Annotated in this window: 14 protein-coding genes; all 14 read left to right on the forward strand. The window is 55.2% G+C overall.

Translation table 11 applies throughout. The features are described 5' to 3' along the window. Window position 1 precedes the first annotated feature (1 nt). On the forward strand, window positions 2-1,102 hold the full coding sequence (locus GS3922_RS16500; protein WP_063167202.1) for an NADH-quinone oxidoreductase subunit D: 1,101 nt from the start codon (window positions 2-4) through the stop codon (window positions 1,100-1,102). Then, complete coding sequence (gene nuoH / locus GS3922_RS16505) at window positions 1,099-2,100, forward strand: NADH-quinone oxidoreductase subunit NuoH (protein WP_063167203.1); 1,002 nt, start codon at window positions 1,099-1,101, stop codon at window positions 2,098-2,100. The genes GS3922_RS16500 and nuoH overlap by 4 nt, the downstream gene beginning before the upstream one ends. A gap of 116 nt (window positions 2,101-2,216) precedes the next feature. Then, entirely contained in the window at window positions 2,217-2,636 is a 420-nt protein-coding gene (gene nuoI, locus GS3922_RS16510; protein ID WP_063167204.1) for an NADH-quinone oxidoreductase subunit NuoI, read from the forward strand. After that, window positions 2,633-3,154: an NADH-quinone oxidoreductase subunit J gene (locus GS3922_RS16515; RefSeq protein WP_063167205.1), complete on the forward strand. Its 522-nt coding sequence runs from the start codon at window positions 2,633-2,635 to the stop codon at window positions 3,152-3,154. Before nuoI ends, GS3922_RS16515 begins: the two co-directional genes overlap by 4 nt. Further along, window positions 3,151-3,456, forward strand: a complete 306-nt coding sequence (gene nuoK / locus GS3922_RS16520) for an NADH-quinone oxidoreductase subunit NuoK (RefSeq protein WP_020961496.1) — start codon at window positions 3,151-3,153, stop codon at window positions 3,454-3,456. Before GS3922_RS16515 ends, nuoK begins: the two co-directional genes overlap by 4 nt. Before the next feature lie 18 nt (window positions 3,457-3,474). After that, window positions 3,475-5,334, forward strand: coding sequence for an NADH-quinone oxidoreductase subunit L (gene nuoL / locus GS3922_RS16525; protein WP_063167206.1), 1,860 nt, complete (start codon window positions 3,475-3,477; stop codon window positions 5,332-5,334). Beyond that, window positions 5,331-6,908, forward strand: a complete 1,578-nt coding sequence (locus GS3922_RS16530) for an NADH-quinone oxidoreductase subunit M (RefSeq protein WP_063167207.1) — start codon at window positions 5,331-5,333, stop codon at window positions 6,906-6,908. Before nuoL ends, GS3922_RS16530 begins: the two co-directional genes overlap by 4 nt. 5 nt (window positions 6,909-6,913) lie before the next feature. Then, entirely contained in the window at window positions 6,914-8,407 is a 1,494-nt protein-coding gene (gene nuoN / locus GS3922_RS16535; RefSeq protein WP_063167208.1) for an NADH-quinone oxidoreductase subunit NuoN, read from the forward strand. A 137-nt stretch (window positions 8,408-8,544) separates the two neighbouring features. Then, window positions 8,545-8,784: a DUF1146 family protein gene (locus GS3922_RS16540; protein WP_063167209.1), complete on the forward strand. Its 240-nt coding sequence runs from the start codon at window positions 8,545-8,547 to the stop codon at window positions 8,782-8,784. A gap of 311 nt (window positions 8,785-9,095) precedes the next feature. Further along, entirely contained in the window at window positions 9,096-9,851 is a 756-nt protein-coding gene (locus GS3922_RS16545) for a YwmB family TATA-box binding protein (protein WP_063167443.1), read from the forward strand. 31 nt (window positions 9,852-9,882) lie between these two features. Continuing rightward, entirely contained in the window at window positions 9,883-11,187 is a 1,305-nt protein-coding gene (gene murA, locus GS3922_RS16550; protein ID WP_063167210.1) for a UDP-N-acetylglucosamine 1-carboxyvinyltransferase, read from the forward strand. A 383-nt stretch (window positions 11,188-11,570) separates the two neighbouring features. Next, a complete protein-coding gene (spoIID, locus tag GS3922_RS16555; protein ID WP_063167211.1) occupies window positions 11,571-12,599 on the forward strand; it encodes a stage II sporulation protein D in 1,029 nt (342 codons plus the stop codon). A gap of 128 nt (window positions 12,600-12,727) precedes the next feature. Then, complete coding sequence (locus tag GS3922_RS16560; protein WP_063167212.1) at window positions 12,728-13,621, forward strand: stage II sporulation protein SpoIIQ; 894 nt, start codon at window positions 12,728-12,730, stop codon at window positions 13,619-13,621. Between the two features lie 177 nt (window positions 13,622-13,798). Beyond that, window positions 13,799-14,248 (forward strand): Lrp/AsnC family transcriptional regulator, encoded by a 450-nt coding sequence (locus tag GS3922_RS16565; protein WP_063167213.1) that lies wholly within the window; start codon window positions 13,799-13,801, stop codon window positions 14,246-14,248. Window positions 14,249-14,359 lie beyond the last annotated feature (111 nt).

The raw sequence follows: 14,359 nt of genomic DNA on the forward strand, positions 1-14,359 counted from the left end.
GATGCTGCGCACAGAAGAGATGATTTTAAATGTCGGCCCCCAGCACCCGAGCACGCACGGGGTGTTTCGCCTCATTTTAAAAATTGACGGCGAAATCATCCAAGAGGCGACGCCGGTCATCGGCTACTTGCACCGCGGGACGGAGAAGATCGCCGAAGGGCTGCAATACACGCAAATCATCCCGTATACCGACCGAATGGACTATTTGTCAGCGATGACGAACAACTATGTGCTTTGCCATGCGGTCGAAACGATGATGGGCATTGAAGTGCCGGAACGGGCCGAGTATTTGCGCGTCCTTGCGATGGAGCTCGGGCGAGTTGCCAGCCACCTCGTCTGGTGGGGGACGTATTTGCTTGACCTCGGCGCGACAAGCCCGTTTTTGTACGCATTCCGCGAGCGCGAAATGATTATTAATCTATTAAATGAGCTGTCCGGAGCGCGGCTGACGTTCAACTATATGCGCATTGGCGGCGTCAAGTGGGACGCGCCGGACGGCTGGATCGACAAAGTGAAGCAGTTCGTCCCGTACATGCGGGAAAAGCTCGCCGGCTACCATGACCTTGTCACCGGCAACGAGATTTTCCGCGAACGCGTCACCGGTGTCGGGCGGTACACGAAAGAAGAAGCGATCAGCTATTCGTTAAGCGGGGTCAACTTGCGGTCGACCGGCGTCAAATGGGATTTGCGCAAAGATGAGCCGTATTCCATCTATGACCGGTTTGATTTCGATGTGCCGGTGCGCGAGGGCGGCGACTGTCTTGCCCGTTACGAATGCCGGATGGCGGAAATTGAACAGTCCCTTCGCATTATTGAACAGGCGTGCGAGCAGTTTCCGGCCGACGGGCCGATTATAGGCAAAGTGCCGCGCATCATTAAGGCGCCGCCGGGTGAGACATTTGTCCGCATCGAAGCGCCGCGCGGCGAGATCGGCTGCTATATTGCGAGCGACGGCAAAAAAGAGCCGTACCGCCTCAAATTCCGGCGCCCGTCGTTTTACAACTTGCAAATACTCCCGAAGCTGCTGAAAGGGGAAAATTTGGCCAACGTCATCGCCATTCTCGGATCGATTGACATTGTGCTCGGGGAGGTCGACGGATGATGGAACAATGGCTCGAATCGGCGCCAAGCTGGACGAATGTCGCCGTCTTTTTCGGGCTCGGGGCGCTGCTGTTGGCGGTCGTGCTCGGGTTCGTCACATACGGCATTTTAGCGGAACGGAAAGTGATGGGATTTATGCAAGGGCGCATCGGCCCGAACCAAGTGGGCGGCCGCCTTGGATTGCTGCAAACGGTCGCTGACGTATTGAAGCTGCTGTTGAAGGAAGATACGATTCCGAAAGCGGCTGACCGCCCGCTGTACGTGTTGGCGCCCATCATCGCCTTTACGCCGTCATTTATGGTGTTGGCGGTGCTGCCGTTTACCGACGCGTTCCGGTTTGCCGATATCGGTGTTGGCCTCTTGTATTATATCGCCGTTTCCGGTTTGACGACGGTCGGCGTTGTCGCCGGCGGCTGGGCATCCAACAACAAATATGCTCTGCTTGGCGGCATGCGCGCGGCAGCGCAAATGATTTCATACGAAATTCCGCTCGTCATGTCGGCGCTTGGCGTCGTGCTTTTGGCTGGAAGCATGAACTTGGTCGACATCGTCAACGCGCAAAAAGACGTCTGGTTCCTTTTCGCCCAGCCGCTGGCATTTTTGATCTTCCTCATTGCCGCGGTGGCTGAATTGAACCGGACGCCATTTGACTTGCCGGAGGCGGAGTCCGAGCTTGTCGCCGGATTTCACGTCGAATATTCCGGATTCCGCTGGGCGTTCTTTATGCTCGCCGAGTATGTGTATTTGTTTGCGATGTCGGCCTTGACGACGATTTTGTTTTTGGGCGGCTGGCACCCGGTTGCGTTTCTTGGCTGGATTCCCGGCGCAGTCTGGTTTGCGCTCAAATTTTGTGCCATCGTCTTTGTCCTCATCTGGTTTCGCGCGACGTTCCCGCGCGTGCGCGCCGATCAGCTGATGGAGTTCGCCTGGAAAGTGCTGCTCCCGCTTTCGCTCGTCAACATCGTGTTGACGGCCGTGATAAAATCGTTGTTCTTCTAGAAGAAACGAGGCGCCCGCCTGGCTGGGGAGGCGGCCGCTATCCATAGGCACGGCTTCTCTGCTCTAAAGAAAGAGGCCGTGCCGGAACGCTATTTTCCCACGAGAGGGGTAGACGGATGATCGGGTTAGTGAAAGGATTGGCGTATACGTTAAAAGAGTTGACGCGCGAAAAGGTGACGTACGATTACCCGCACGAGCCGCTCCCGCTCCCGGACCGGTTTCGCGGCATCCAAAAGTTTTATCCGGAAAAATGCATCGTCTGCAATCAGTGCATGAACATTTGTCCGACGGAATGCATTCAGCTGACCGGAAAAAAACATCCTGATCCGACGAAAAAAGGGAAAGTGATTGAGACGTACAACATTAACTTTGAAATTTGCATTTTATGCGATTTATGCACGGAAGTTTGCCCGACAGAAGCGATTGTTATGACGAACAACTTCGAACTCGCTGAATACAGCCGTGATGCCCTGTATAAAGATTTGACCTGGCTCGATGAAAACGACACGAACGTAAGAAGGGAGAATAAGCCGTGAGCGGAACCGACATTGCTTTTTTCCTGCTCGCCCTTGCGGCCATTGCCGGCGGGGTGACGATGCTTCAACTGACGAACGTCGTTCACATGGTCATCGCTCTCGTCATGACGTTTTTAGGCATCGCCGGGCTGTACGTCCTTCTTTCCGCCGAGTTCGTCGCCGTTGTTCAAGTGCTCATTTATTCCGGAGCCATCACGATCATTATGCTGTTTGCGATCATGCTGACGCGTCATCACGCCGATGACAAGGAGCGTCAAACGACAGGCGGCATTTGGCATAAAGCGGCCGCCGCCCTCTCGGTTCTCGCCTTTGGCCTTGCCGTTTACTTCGGCATCCGCCGCCTCGATTTCGGCGCCGATGGCAGCGCGCTTCCGGCCGATAACGCGAGGGAGATCGGCAAATGGCTGTATTCGTATTATACGATCCCGTTTGAAATCGTGTCCGTCATTTTGCTTGTCGCCTTGATCGGGGCGATCGTGCTGGCGAGAAAAGACGGCAAGGAGGCGGAAGACGAATGACATTATCAGCGTATTTGGCGTTGGCGCTCATCTTGTTTTGCATCGGGCTGTACGGGGCGCTCACGAAACGAAATACGGTCATTGTGCTCATTTGTATCGAGCTGATGTTAAATGCGGTCAACATCAATTTCGTCGCTTTTGCCAAATACGGCGCCCATCCCGGCGTTCACGGCCACGTGTTCGCGTTGTTTGCGATCGCCGTAGCGGCAGCGGAGGCGGCTGTCGGCTTGGCCGCACTCATCGCCTTTTACCGCAACCGCAAAACGGTTCAAGTCGATGAAGCCAATTCATTGAAACATTAGAAAAGGGGATGGGGAAAGATGATGAACCTGGCTTGGGTTGTGCCGCTGTTCCCGCTTTGTTCGTTTGTTTTGCTGCTGTTGTTCGGGCGGAAATGGAAGAAAGCGAGCGCCTATGTCGGCATCGCTGCCACGTTTCTGTCGCTGCTTGCGGCGCTCGGCGTGCTGGCCGGCCGCCTCGGCGGAGCGACGCATGAAGCGAACTGGACGTGGATGGAGATCGGTGACGTGACGTTGACGGTCGGGTTTTCCGTTACGGCGTTAAACGCATGGATGCTCGTTGTCGTCGCTTTTGTCAGCTGGCTCGTTCACATTTATTCGCAAGGTTATATGGCTGGGGATGAGCGGTTTTCGACGTTTTATGCGTATTTAGGGTTATTTACGTTTGCGATGCTTGGGCTTGTGCTGTCGCCGAACTTGTTGCAGGCGTACATCTTTTGGGAGCTCGTCGGGCTCGGGTCGTTTTTGCTGATCGGGTTTTACTTCTACAAAGAAGAAGCAAAAGCGGCCGCGAAAAAGGCGTTTATTATGACGCGCATCGGTGATGTCGGCTTTTTTATCGGCATGCTGCTCTTGTTTTGGCAGACGAAAAGCTTTGATTACGACGACATTTTCCGCGCCGTTGGCGACGGCACGCTGTCGCCCGGCATGACGGCACTGACGGCCATCCTCATTTTCATCGGCGCCATCGGCAAGTCCGGGCAGTTCCCGCTCCATACGTGGCTTCCGGATGCGATGGAAGGCCCGACGCCCGTGTCGGCGCTCATCCACGCCGCGACGATGGTGGCGGCCGGGGTGTACCTCGTAGCGGCGCTGTTCCCGCTCTATGAGGCAAGCGAAGCTGCTATGATGACCGTGGCGGTGATCGGCGGGGGGACGGCGATTTTTGCCGCGACGATCGGCCTGGTGCAGACGGACATTAAACGTGTCCTCGCCTATTCGACGATCAGCCAGCTCGGCTATATGATGCTCGCGCTCGGCTCGGGCAGCTATGTCGCCGCCATCTTCCATTTAACGACGCACGCCTTTTTCAAAGCGTTGCTCTTTTTGGCCGCCGGCAGCGTCATTCACGCCGTCCATACGCAAAACATTGAAGAAATGGGCGGGCTTTGGCGGCGGTTGCCGTGGACCGCGCCGCTCTTTCTTGTCGGGGCGCTGTCGATCAGCGGGGTTCCGCTGTTTGCCGGCTTTTTCAGCAAGGATGAAATTTTAGCCGCCGCTTGGGCGAACGGACCGGTCGAGCTCTTTTGGCTGGCGGTCGCCGCAGCGCTGTTGACGTCATTTTACATGTTCCGGCTCTTTTTCCTCGTCTTTGCCGGCGAGGCGCGACATCGCCATGATGGCGACGTCCATGAAGCGCCGATGTCGATGGTCGGGCCGATGGTCGTGCTCGGCGTATTATCAGTCGCTGCCGGGTACATTCAAACCCCTTGGTTTGGCTCGTTTCTCGGCGAGTGGCTGACCGACGGGGCGTACCATCATGAAGCGGCGCCCGGATGGATCGCGGTTGTGGCGACGATCGTGTCGCTTGCGGGAATTTTCCTTGCCTGGCTCATGTACGGAAAGCGGACCGTGCCGCGCGACTGGTTGTCCGCACGTGCGCCGCACGGGTACGAATTGTTGCGCCGCCACTATTACATTGACGACCTTTACCGGTGGACCGTTGTGGCGATTGTGTCATTCATTAGCCGCCTGTTGGCGTATGTCGACCGTTACCTTGTGGAAGGGCTCGTTCGGCTTGTCACCGGCACGGTGAGCGCCGCCGCTTCCGCCGGATCGCGCGGGCAAAACGGGCAAGCGCAGACGTACGGGGCGGTGACGGTGGCCGGATTGGCCATTTTGGTCGTCATCTTCGCGTTGACAGGGGGGGACTGGCTATGAGCTTTTTGTCGCTGCTCGTCTTTTCGCCGTTGTTAGGCATCATGTTGCTGGCGTTTGTCCGCCGAACGGATGCAAAAATGATTCAATGGCTCGGGACGGCTGCCACCGTGCCGCCGTTATTGCTGGCGTTGTTCGCGTTCATTCAGGCGGGGCGCGGCTTCCGTCTTGAGCAGCTCGATGAAGCGCACGATTGGGTGCGGCTTGCTGACCTCCCGTTTTTCACGGACGCGGCGTATGTGATCCGCTATGAGCTTGGCATCGACGGACTGTCGCTTCTGTTTATCGTCCTGACCGCCGTGCTCGGGACGTTGGCCGCTGTCGCGTCCTTGCTTGTCAAAGTGGAGAAAAAAGGATATTTTATGTGGCTGCTTGCGCTGGAGATCGGCATGCTGGGCGTGTTTGCCGCCGCCAATTTCATCTGGTTTTTCCTCTTCTTAGAGGTGACGCTTGTCGCTATGTTTTTGCTCGTCGGCAAATGGGGCGGCTTTGAGCGCGAACGGGCGGCGTACAGCTATTTGCTGTACAACGGGCTCGGCTCGGCGCTGTTGCTCGTGGTGATCGCCGTGCTTGTCGCCCGCACCGGAACGGCGAATTTCGCGTTGCTCCGTGACATGTTACATAATCCGATCGCCGAAGGGCAGCTGATCGCCCCGCTGACGTCAGAGGCGCGGCACTGGCTGCTTGGCGGGTTGCTGCTGGCGTTCGCCTTCAAGCTGCCAGCCGTTCCGCTTCATCGCTGGCTCATCCGCGTTCACGTTGAAGCGCCGCCGCCGGTCGTGATGCTTCACGCCGGAGTATTGTTGAAAATTGCGGCATACGGGATGATTCGTTTCGGGATCGGCCTGTTTCCGGATGAGTTTCGCGCGTTTGCCGGCGCCATCGCCGTGCTCGGGGTCATTAACATTCTATACGGCGCGCTGTTGGCGCTTCGGCAGCGCGAGCTGAAACATGTGCTGGCCTATTCGAGCGTATCGCATATGGGGGTCGTGCTCGTCGGCCTTGGCGCACTCAATGAGGCCGGCATTCAAGGGGCGGTGTTCCAGTCGGTCGCCCACGGGCTCATCGCCGCCTTGTCGTTTTTACTCGTCGGCGTTCTCGCCAACCGGGTCGGCACGACCGACATTCGCCGCCTTGGCGGGCTGGCGAAAGCGATGCCGCTTTTTTCCGGATATTTGTTAACGGCGGCGCTCGCCTTGCTCGGTTTGCCGGGGCTTGCCGGATTTGTCGGCGAATTTACCGCTTTCCTTGGACTGTTTGAAACGAAGCCGGCCCTCGCGGCGGCTGGGGCACTCGGGTTGATTTTCGCGGCCGTTTATTCGCTGCGGGCCATTCTTGACATCACATTCGGCCGCGCCCGCGAGCGATATGAATCGCCGTTCAATCTGCGCGGACCGCAAGAATCTGCAGCGAGTTTAAGCGAGCCGCGGGGGACCGCCATCGATTTGCAAGCGAAAGAAGCCGTGCCGGCGTTCGTCCTCGTCGCCTTGATCGTGGTGGTCGGCGTGTATCCGCAGCTATTGGCTGGGCCGCTTGCTGCCGTGATAGAGACGATGATGAACGGGTTAGGGGGTTGATCGACATGAATGATGTATGGCAAGCGAATTGGAGCATGATGGCACCCGAATGGATCGTCCTCGCGGCGGCGGTTGTGCTGCTGTTGGTTGATTTGGCCATGCCGAAGGAGCGAAGCCGCCGTCCGCTCGCCTGGGGCGCCGCCGCTGGCGCGGTGCTCGCGCTCATCGCGACGGCGGTGATGATTCCAGCCGAGCCGGTTTCGATTTTGCATGATACGTTCCGATTGGATGGGTTTGCGAAAGCGTTCAAGCTCATCCTATTAGCCGGCGGGGCGCTCGCGCTTCTTCTTGTCGCTGAGTGGGCGCCGAAAGAAGGGAGCCGCTACCGCGGGGAATTTGCCTATATGATGCTGTTTGCGTTGCTTGGAGCGATGATGACAGCATCAAGCGGCGATTTGCTGACCTTGTTCGTCAGCATTGAACTGTTGACCGTATCGTCGTACATTTTGGCCGGCTTGCGCAAAACCGCCACATCGTCAAACGAGGCCGCGCTGAAATACGTCATTAACGGCGGCATCGCCACCGCCATCATGCTGTTTGGCATGAGCTACGTGTTCGGCTTGACCGGGACGACGAAGCTCGGCGATATCGCGCGCCAGCTGCAAGAGACGAACGAGCCGTACATGCTTGGTTTGGCCTTCCTTCTATTGCTGATTGGCGTTTCGTTTAAGCTGGCGACCGTCCCGTTCCATATGTGGGCGCCGGACGTGTACGAAGGGGCGCCCGTTCCGGCGACAGCGTTTTTTTCCGTCGTGTCGAAAACGGCCGGTTTTGTTCTTCTCCTCCGCCTGTTTGTGACGATTTTTGCCGCCGCGCCGGCAGAAGGCCGGGATCCGTCGTCGCTCTTGTTATCGATGCAGCCAGTGATCACCGTGCTGGCCGGGCTGACGATGATCATCGGCAACGTTGTGGCGCTAAGGCAGCGGAGCTTAAAGCGGCTGCTTGCCTACTCGAGCATCGCCCATGCGGGCTACTTGCTCGCCGGGTTTGCCGCCATGTCGTGGGCGATGATCGATTCGCTTTGGATTTACTTGCTTGCTTACGTGTTTATGAACATCGGGGCGTTTGCCATCGTGGCGCATATTGTGAACGAAACCGGATCCGATGATTTGGACGGACTCGCCGGCTTATACCGGCACCGCCCGCTGTTGGCTGCAGCGCTCGGGCTGTTTTTGCTCTCGCTCGCCGGCATTCCAGGGACAGCCGGATTTATCGCCAAGCTCTATTTGTTCATCGGCCTTGTCGTCACCGAGCCGGGCCATTACGTGCTCGCTGCGGTGATGGCGGTAACGACCGTCATCTCGTACGTCTACTATTTCAACTTGCTCGTCCAGCTCTTTTTCCGCCCGGCTTCCCTCGCGCCATTGCGGCGTTTGCCGGCCGGGCTGTCGACCGCCGTAGTCGTTTGCGCGCTCGGGACGTTGGCGATCGGTTGGGCGCCGGGGCTTGCGTACGATGTGCTCGCCCAGTTCGGCCACTTTGGCGATTTTTTTCCGTAACGGTACAATAAGGGGAGAGGAAACGCCTCTCCTCTTTTTTGTTGGACGGAGATCTCCCCAGCCTCTTCACCGAAGCAGGGATGGCAACCGTACAAAAATCAGGGGAGGCGGACGATAGAAAAGAGGTGAATAGGAAGATGATGCCGATCGTCGGGCAACAGGCGTTAATTTCCATTATCGTTCATTTGGCGTTTATCGCCGTGACATGGTGGACGCTGCAAGCCGTGCGGATTGATGTGTTGCTGAAGCCGAACCGCGTCGTTCAAGGGCGGCTTTTGTACATTTTACTCACGATTGCCATCGGTTCGACCGTCGCGAACTTTTTCCTTGACTATTGGGCGTGGTCGACCGATTTGCCGTATTTGTTCCGCGAGTAGGGGGAATGGGGGCGGAGCGGCATCGTCCCATCCATCTCCCGCCCGGTGATGCTTTTGCCCCACAGCAGTCTTGACCATCTGTGTCCGCGCTCGATGGCCGACACAGTTTGACGCCCGGCCTCCCATCTGCCTTCCGCCGTGCGCCCGGCCATGGGCGCTTTCCACCGTAGTGAGCGGCGTTGTCCGCCCGCTCTTTTTTATGTATGAAAACGATTTCAAAAATCGTTCGTTGTCGATTTTTTTGACGTATGTTCCCTTGTCTGGTGGCAACAATAACAACTAAGGAGAGGAAGGGAACGGAGATGAGAAAGATGAGAAAAAACCAGATGAAATGGCTGGCGGCGCTTATGCTCACGAGCCTGTTTTTGGCCGCATGGCACTATCGGACGGAAGGCGCGCGGGGAGACGAATGGTCGAGACCGTTGGAAACGATGGCGCACACATTAACGCAACACGGTGCTTCGCTCGGCCGCTGGGTCATTTACACAAGAGAGTATGCCCACGATATTCAAAATGATGCGGACTTTTACAAAAAAATGGCCGAATTGAAACAAACGTATCGTTCGTTTCGCTGGTCGTTGGACAAAACAAGCCATTGGCAAAAAGCGATCGGCACAAATGAACACCCCTTCTTTCAAGAAGAAATTCAGCTCGTGATGACCGTCACAAACGGGACGCCGCAAACGTATATCCTCTATGAAGCAACCGGCCCAACATGGAGCCAATCTAGGTGGAAAGAAGCAGCACAACACATCCAGACAAAGACGAACGGATTATTTGTGAACGATCCTACATTTTATGCTTGTATTGAAGGCGAGTTCAATGATAATATGAAAGGTGGTTTGTTTGACCAAGCTTCTCAATTGCTGCGAGACTTTCAAGCGACGCCTGTCGAGTGGTTGCGGGAAGAGTCATTCGTCTCCCTGTCTGCATATACTGGGCAGTGGAAGAACGTTCTCCCGGCCGCCAATCACCAGCCGATCAACATTCAGCTCGCCTTGAGAGAAAGATTGGGCGGCAAGACGCGCGTCGTTGTTGGAACCCCAATCATTACCATTGAATATTAATATAGAGAAATTGGACGCGGAGGGGAATACCTTGGAAAAGATCATCGTCCGTGGCGGAAACCGGTTGAGCGGCACCGTCAAAGTGGAAGGCGCAAAAAATGCCGTTTTGCCCGTCATCGCTGCCACCTTATTAGCGACGAAAGGAACTAGTACGATTCATGATGTGCCTGCTCTTTCCGATGTATATACGATCAGTGAAGTGCTCCGCTATTTAGGCGCCGATGTGCGCATCGCCGGCAATGCCGTGATGGTCGATGCCACCGGTCCGTTAACGGTGGAAGCGCCGTTTGAGTACGTCCGGAAAATGCGCGCTTCTGTGCTCGTGATGGGGCCGCTGTTGGCGCGCAACGGCCGGGCCCGCGTTGCGCTGCCGGGCGGTTGCGCCATTGGTTCGCGCCCGATTGATCAACATTTAAAAGGCTTTGAAGCGATGGGCGCCTCCGTGAAAGTCGGCAACGGCTTTATTGATGCAGAAGTGAACGGCCGTCTCCGCGGCGCGAAAGTATATTTAGACTTCCCGAGCGTCGGAGCGACAGAAAATATTATGATGGCGGCTGTGCTCGCTGAAGGCACGACCGTGATTGAAAACTGCGCCAAGGAGCCGGAAATCGTTGATTTGGCGAACTTTTTGAACGCGATGGGTGCGAAAATACGCGGCGCCGGCACCGGAACGATCCGCATCGAAGGGGTCGACGAGCTTGTCGGCACGGCGCATACAGTCATCCCGGACCGCATCGAAGCCGGCACGTTTATGGTCGCAGCGGCCATCACCGGCGGCAATGTCCTCGTGCAAGGAGCGGTTCCCGAACATTTAAGCTCGCTCATTGCCAAGTTGGAAGAAATGGGCGTGACGGTCATTGAAGAGGAAAACGGCGTTCGTGTCATCGGACCGGAAACGTTGAAAGCAGTCGACATCAAAACGATGCCATACCCAGGGTTTCCGACCGACATGCAATCGCAAATGATGGCTCTCTTGTTAAAAGCCGAAGGCACAAGCATGATCACCGAGACGGTATTTGAAAATCGCTTCATGCATGTGGAAGAATTCCGCCGGATGAACGCGGATATTAAAATTGAAGGGCGCTCCGTTATTATTAACGGCCCGTGCCAGCTGCAAGGCGCCGAAGTGGCGGCCACCGATTTGCGCGCCGCTGCCGCTTTGATTTTGGCCGGCCTCGCAGCGGACGGTTATACGCGCGTGACTGAGCTGCGCCATCTTGACCGCGGCTATGTCCGCTTCCATGAAAAGTTGGCTGCGCTTGGGGCCGACATTGAACGCGTCCGCGAAGAAACGGAACAACTCGACCAAGTTGAAGCGATCGAATGGAATGGATAATGGCGAAAAAACGACCGTGAACTACCTTTGGTAGGGAATGGTCGTTTTTTTATCCTCGCCTGCGCTCCGACTTGCCAGCGAACATCATCCCCATCGGGAGCACAACTCCGCTAGAAAAAGCCGATCAAAACTTCTGAATGTCTGGTTTTTTCCTTATCACGTGGAGACAGGCATCTCGTTTCCCAACCATACGTGTCCCCTTATCCGGCTTGACGATTCGCAAGAAAACGTGCGAACTCGTGGTCTTTATTTAAGACGGGATGACACGCGAAAGAAAACTGTCATATATACTTGTCCGAGCCCATAACTATAGTAACGAACCGAGCAGGCATTGATTCGTAATGTCCGCTTGTGCTCGAAAAATGCATATTGGGGGCTCGGCTATGGTGAAACGACTGAAACCAGTCATCGTACTCGCACTATGCCTGTTTGTCGCCATTCTCGTCATTCCGGCGGCACTCGTTTTACCTTTTTACGACGGGAAGGTGGCCAAATTGGCGGAACAACTGCACAAGCAAGAACAAATCCAACGTTCGCAGGCAGCCGAAGGGCCGTCCGTTGACGTGGCGGTCTACCGAAGCAAAGAGCAACGCGTCGAAAAAATTCCCCTCGAGCAATATGTCATTGGCGTTGTGGCGGCGGAAATGCCGGCTGAGTTTGAACTGGAGGCGTTAAAGGCACAAGCGCTGACGGCAAGAACGTACATCGTCAAACAGCTGCTCGCCAACCAGCCGTTTCGCCTGCCGGAAGGCGCAAACGTGACGGATACGGTGACGCATCAAGTGTATTACAGCGATGACGAATTGCGAAAGTTATGGGGAAGCGACTACGATTGGAAAATGAAAAAAATCACGAAAGCGGTTCTTGATACGCGCGGACAAATTTTAACGTATAACAACGAGCCGATCGAAGCGCTCTTTTTTTCCACAAGCAACGGGTATACGGAAAATTCAGAGGCATACTGGCAAAACGCGTTTCCGTATTTAAAAAGCGTCGCCAGCCCGTGGGACAAACAATCACCAAAGTTTTACCAGCGAAAAACGATGACGGTGGCGGAATTTGAGCGCCGTCTTGGGGTGGAGCTATCTGCCGACGGTTCGGTCGGCGTCATTTTATCGCGTACGCCCGGCCACCGTGTCGGTGAGGTGAAAGTGGGCGGCAAGACACTCACCGGCCGCGAGGTGCGCGAACGGCTCGGCTTGCCGTCGACCGACTTTACATGGGTGCGCAAAGGCGATGAAATCATCATCACGACGAAAGGCTACGGACATGGCGTCGGCATGAGCCAATATGGCGCCAACTTCATGGCGAAAGAAGGAAAAACGTACGCCGACATCGTCAAACATTATTACCGCGGTGTCCGCATCTCCTCGGCGACCGCTTTTTTAAACAAGTTGACGGTGAAAAAATAACGGAGCATCTGCTCCGGCTTTTTTTTGCATAAAACGAGGCCGAACGGCAAAAAATAAGCAAAAAAAATTGTTTGCGGCGTGTATATCTTTCCCTCTTTCTGTTCAAAATGGTTGCTGAGGTGATGAACATGAGAGAGGAACAAAAACAACCGTCGCTGAAGCGTTTCTTCCGCAAACGTTGGGTATTTCCGGCTATTTATCTATCTTGCGCGGCATTGATTGTCGCCGGCGCGCTTTGGTTCCAAGCGGGCAAACAGGAGAACGCGGGCGAAAACGACGTGGCGAAAAACGGCACCGCCCAGCAAGAAAACCCGGCGATCCCGGTCAATGAAACGGTCGAAAACATTGCGATGCCTGTGCTCGATCCGAACGCGGTGCAGGTGAAAACCCCGTTCTATGACGAAAACGCATCAGAACAAGAACAGGAAGCAGCCCTCGTCTTTTATGATCATACGTACCATCCGAACCAAGGCATCGACCTTGTGCGCCAGGACGGCAAAACGTTTGACGTCACCGCATCGTTAAGCGGCACGGTGACAAAAGCGGAAAAAGACCCGATTTTAGGCTACGTTGTGGAAATCAACCATGAACAAGGGGTCACGACCGTCTATCAGTCGCTCGCTGATGTGAAAGTGGAAGCAGGCGATACGGTGAAACAAGGCGAAGTGATCGGCAAGGCGGGGCAAAGCGAATTTAATAAAGAAGCCGGCATCCACGTCCACTTTGAAATTCGCAAAGACGGCAAGCCGGTTAATCCGATCGATTATGTCGACAAACCGTTGACCGCATTGACCGACAAAGCGGGAGATGACGCAGGAACCAATAACGCCAACGTAAGCGAAGAGAAGGAAACGACGCCAAGCGACGAAACAGCGCCGACCGAAAACCATCCGGCGAACGAAACTGAACAAACGCCGGCTGATGACAACACAACGGCGCCAAGCACCAACAGCCAAGACCAAAATCAAGACACGTCTTCCTACAAAACGCCAGACGCCTCGATCGGCATGGCAAGAGCGTAACGAACAAAGCGCTTCATAGAGGAAACGAACGACAAGGAAAAGGCCCGTCCGTTTGCCAAAGCAAACAGCGGGCTTTTTCCATTTTATTGAAGGTGAAAGAGAAAGTGGTTTCCAATACGCCGCTTGAGCCGATATAATGAATGATAGAAAACGGGTGTGAGGCGGGGTGACTAGCGAATGAAAATCGATGAGATCGACCGCAAAATTCTTGAAATGTTGATTGAAGATGGACGCATGTCGTATGTCGACATCGGCAAACGACTGAATCTTTCCCGCGTCGCTGTCCGCGAACGGGTGAACCAGCTCGTCAAACATGGCATTATCGAAAAATTTACTGTCGTCATCAACTCGGAGAAGTTCGGCAAACAAGTGTCGGCGTTTTTCGAGGTTGACTGCGAGCCGGCGTATTTGGTCGAAGTGGCGCAAAAGCTGGCGGAAAATCCGAATGTAGCGAGCTGCTACCAAATGACCGGCCCGAGCACGCTCCATATGCACGTGCTTGTCGAAGACTTCACCGCCCTCGAGAAATTCATCAACAACGAGCTATACGCGCTCGAAGGCATTACGAGAGTGGAAAGCCATATTTTGCTGCGCCGCTTCAAAAGCCGGACGGGGTTGAAGTTGTAGCCGGCTGGAGCGGGACGAAAAAGCATTGTCCAACGCCCTGTAAAAGGGCGTTTTTTTGTTTAACTAAAAAAATTCGTTTTTTTTAGAGAATTGTGTAGAAAAATGATTTGA

The organism is Geobacillus subterraneus (genome assembly GCF_001618685.1).
Lineage (GTDB): Bacteria > Bacillota > Bacilli > Bacillales > Anoxybacillaceae > Geobacillus > Geobacillus subterraneus.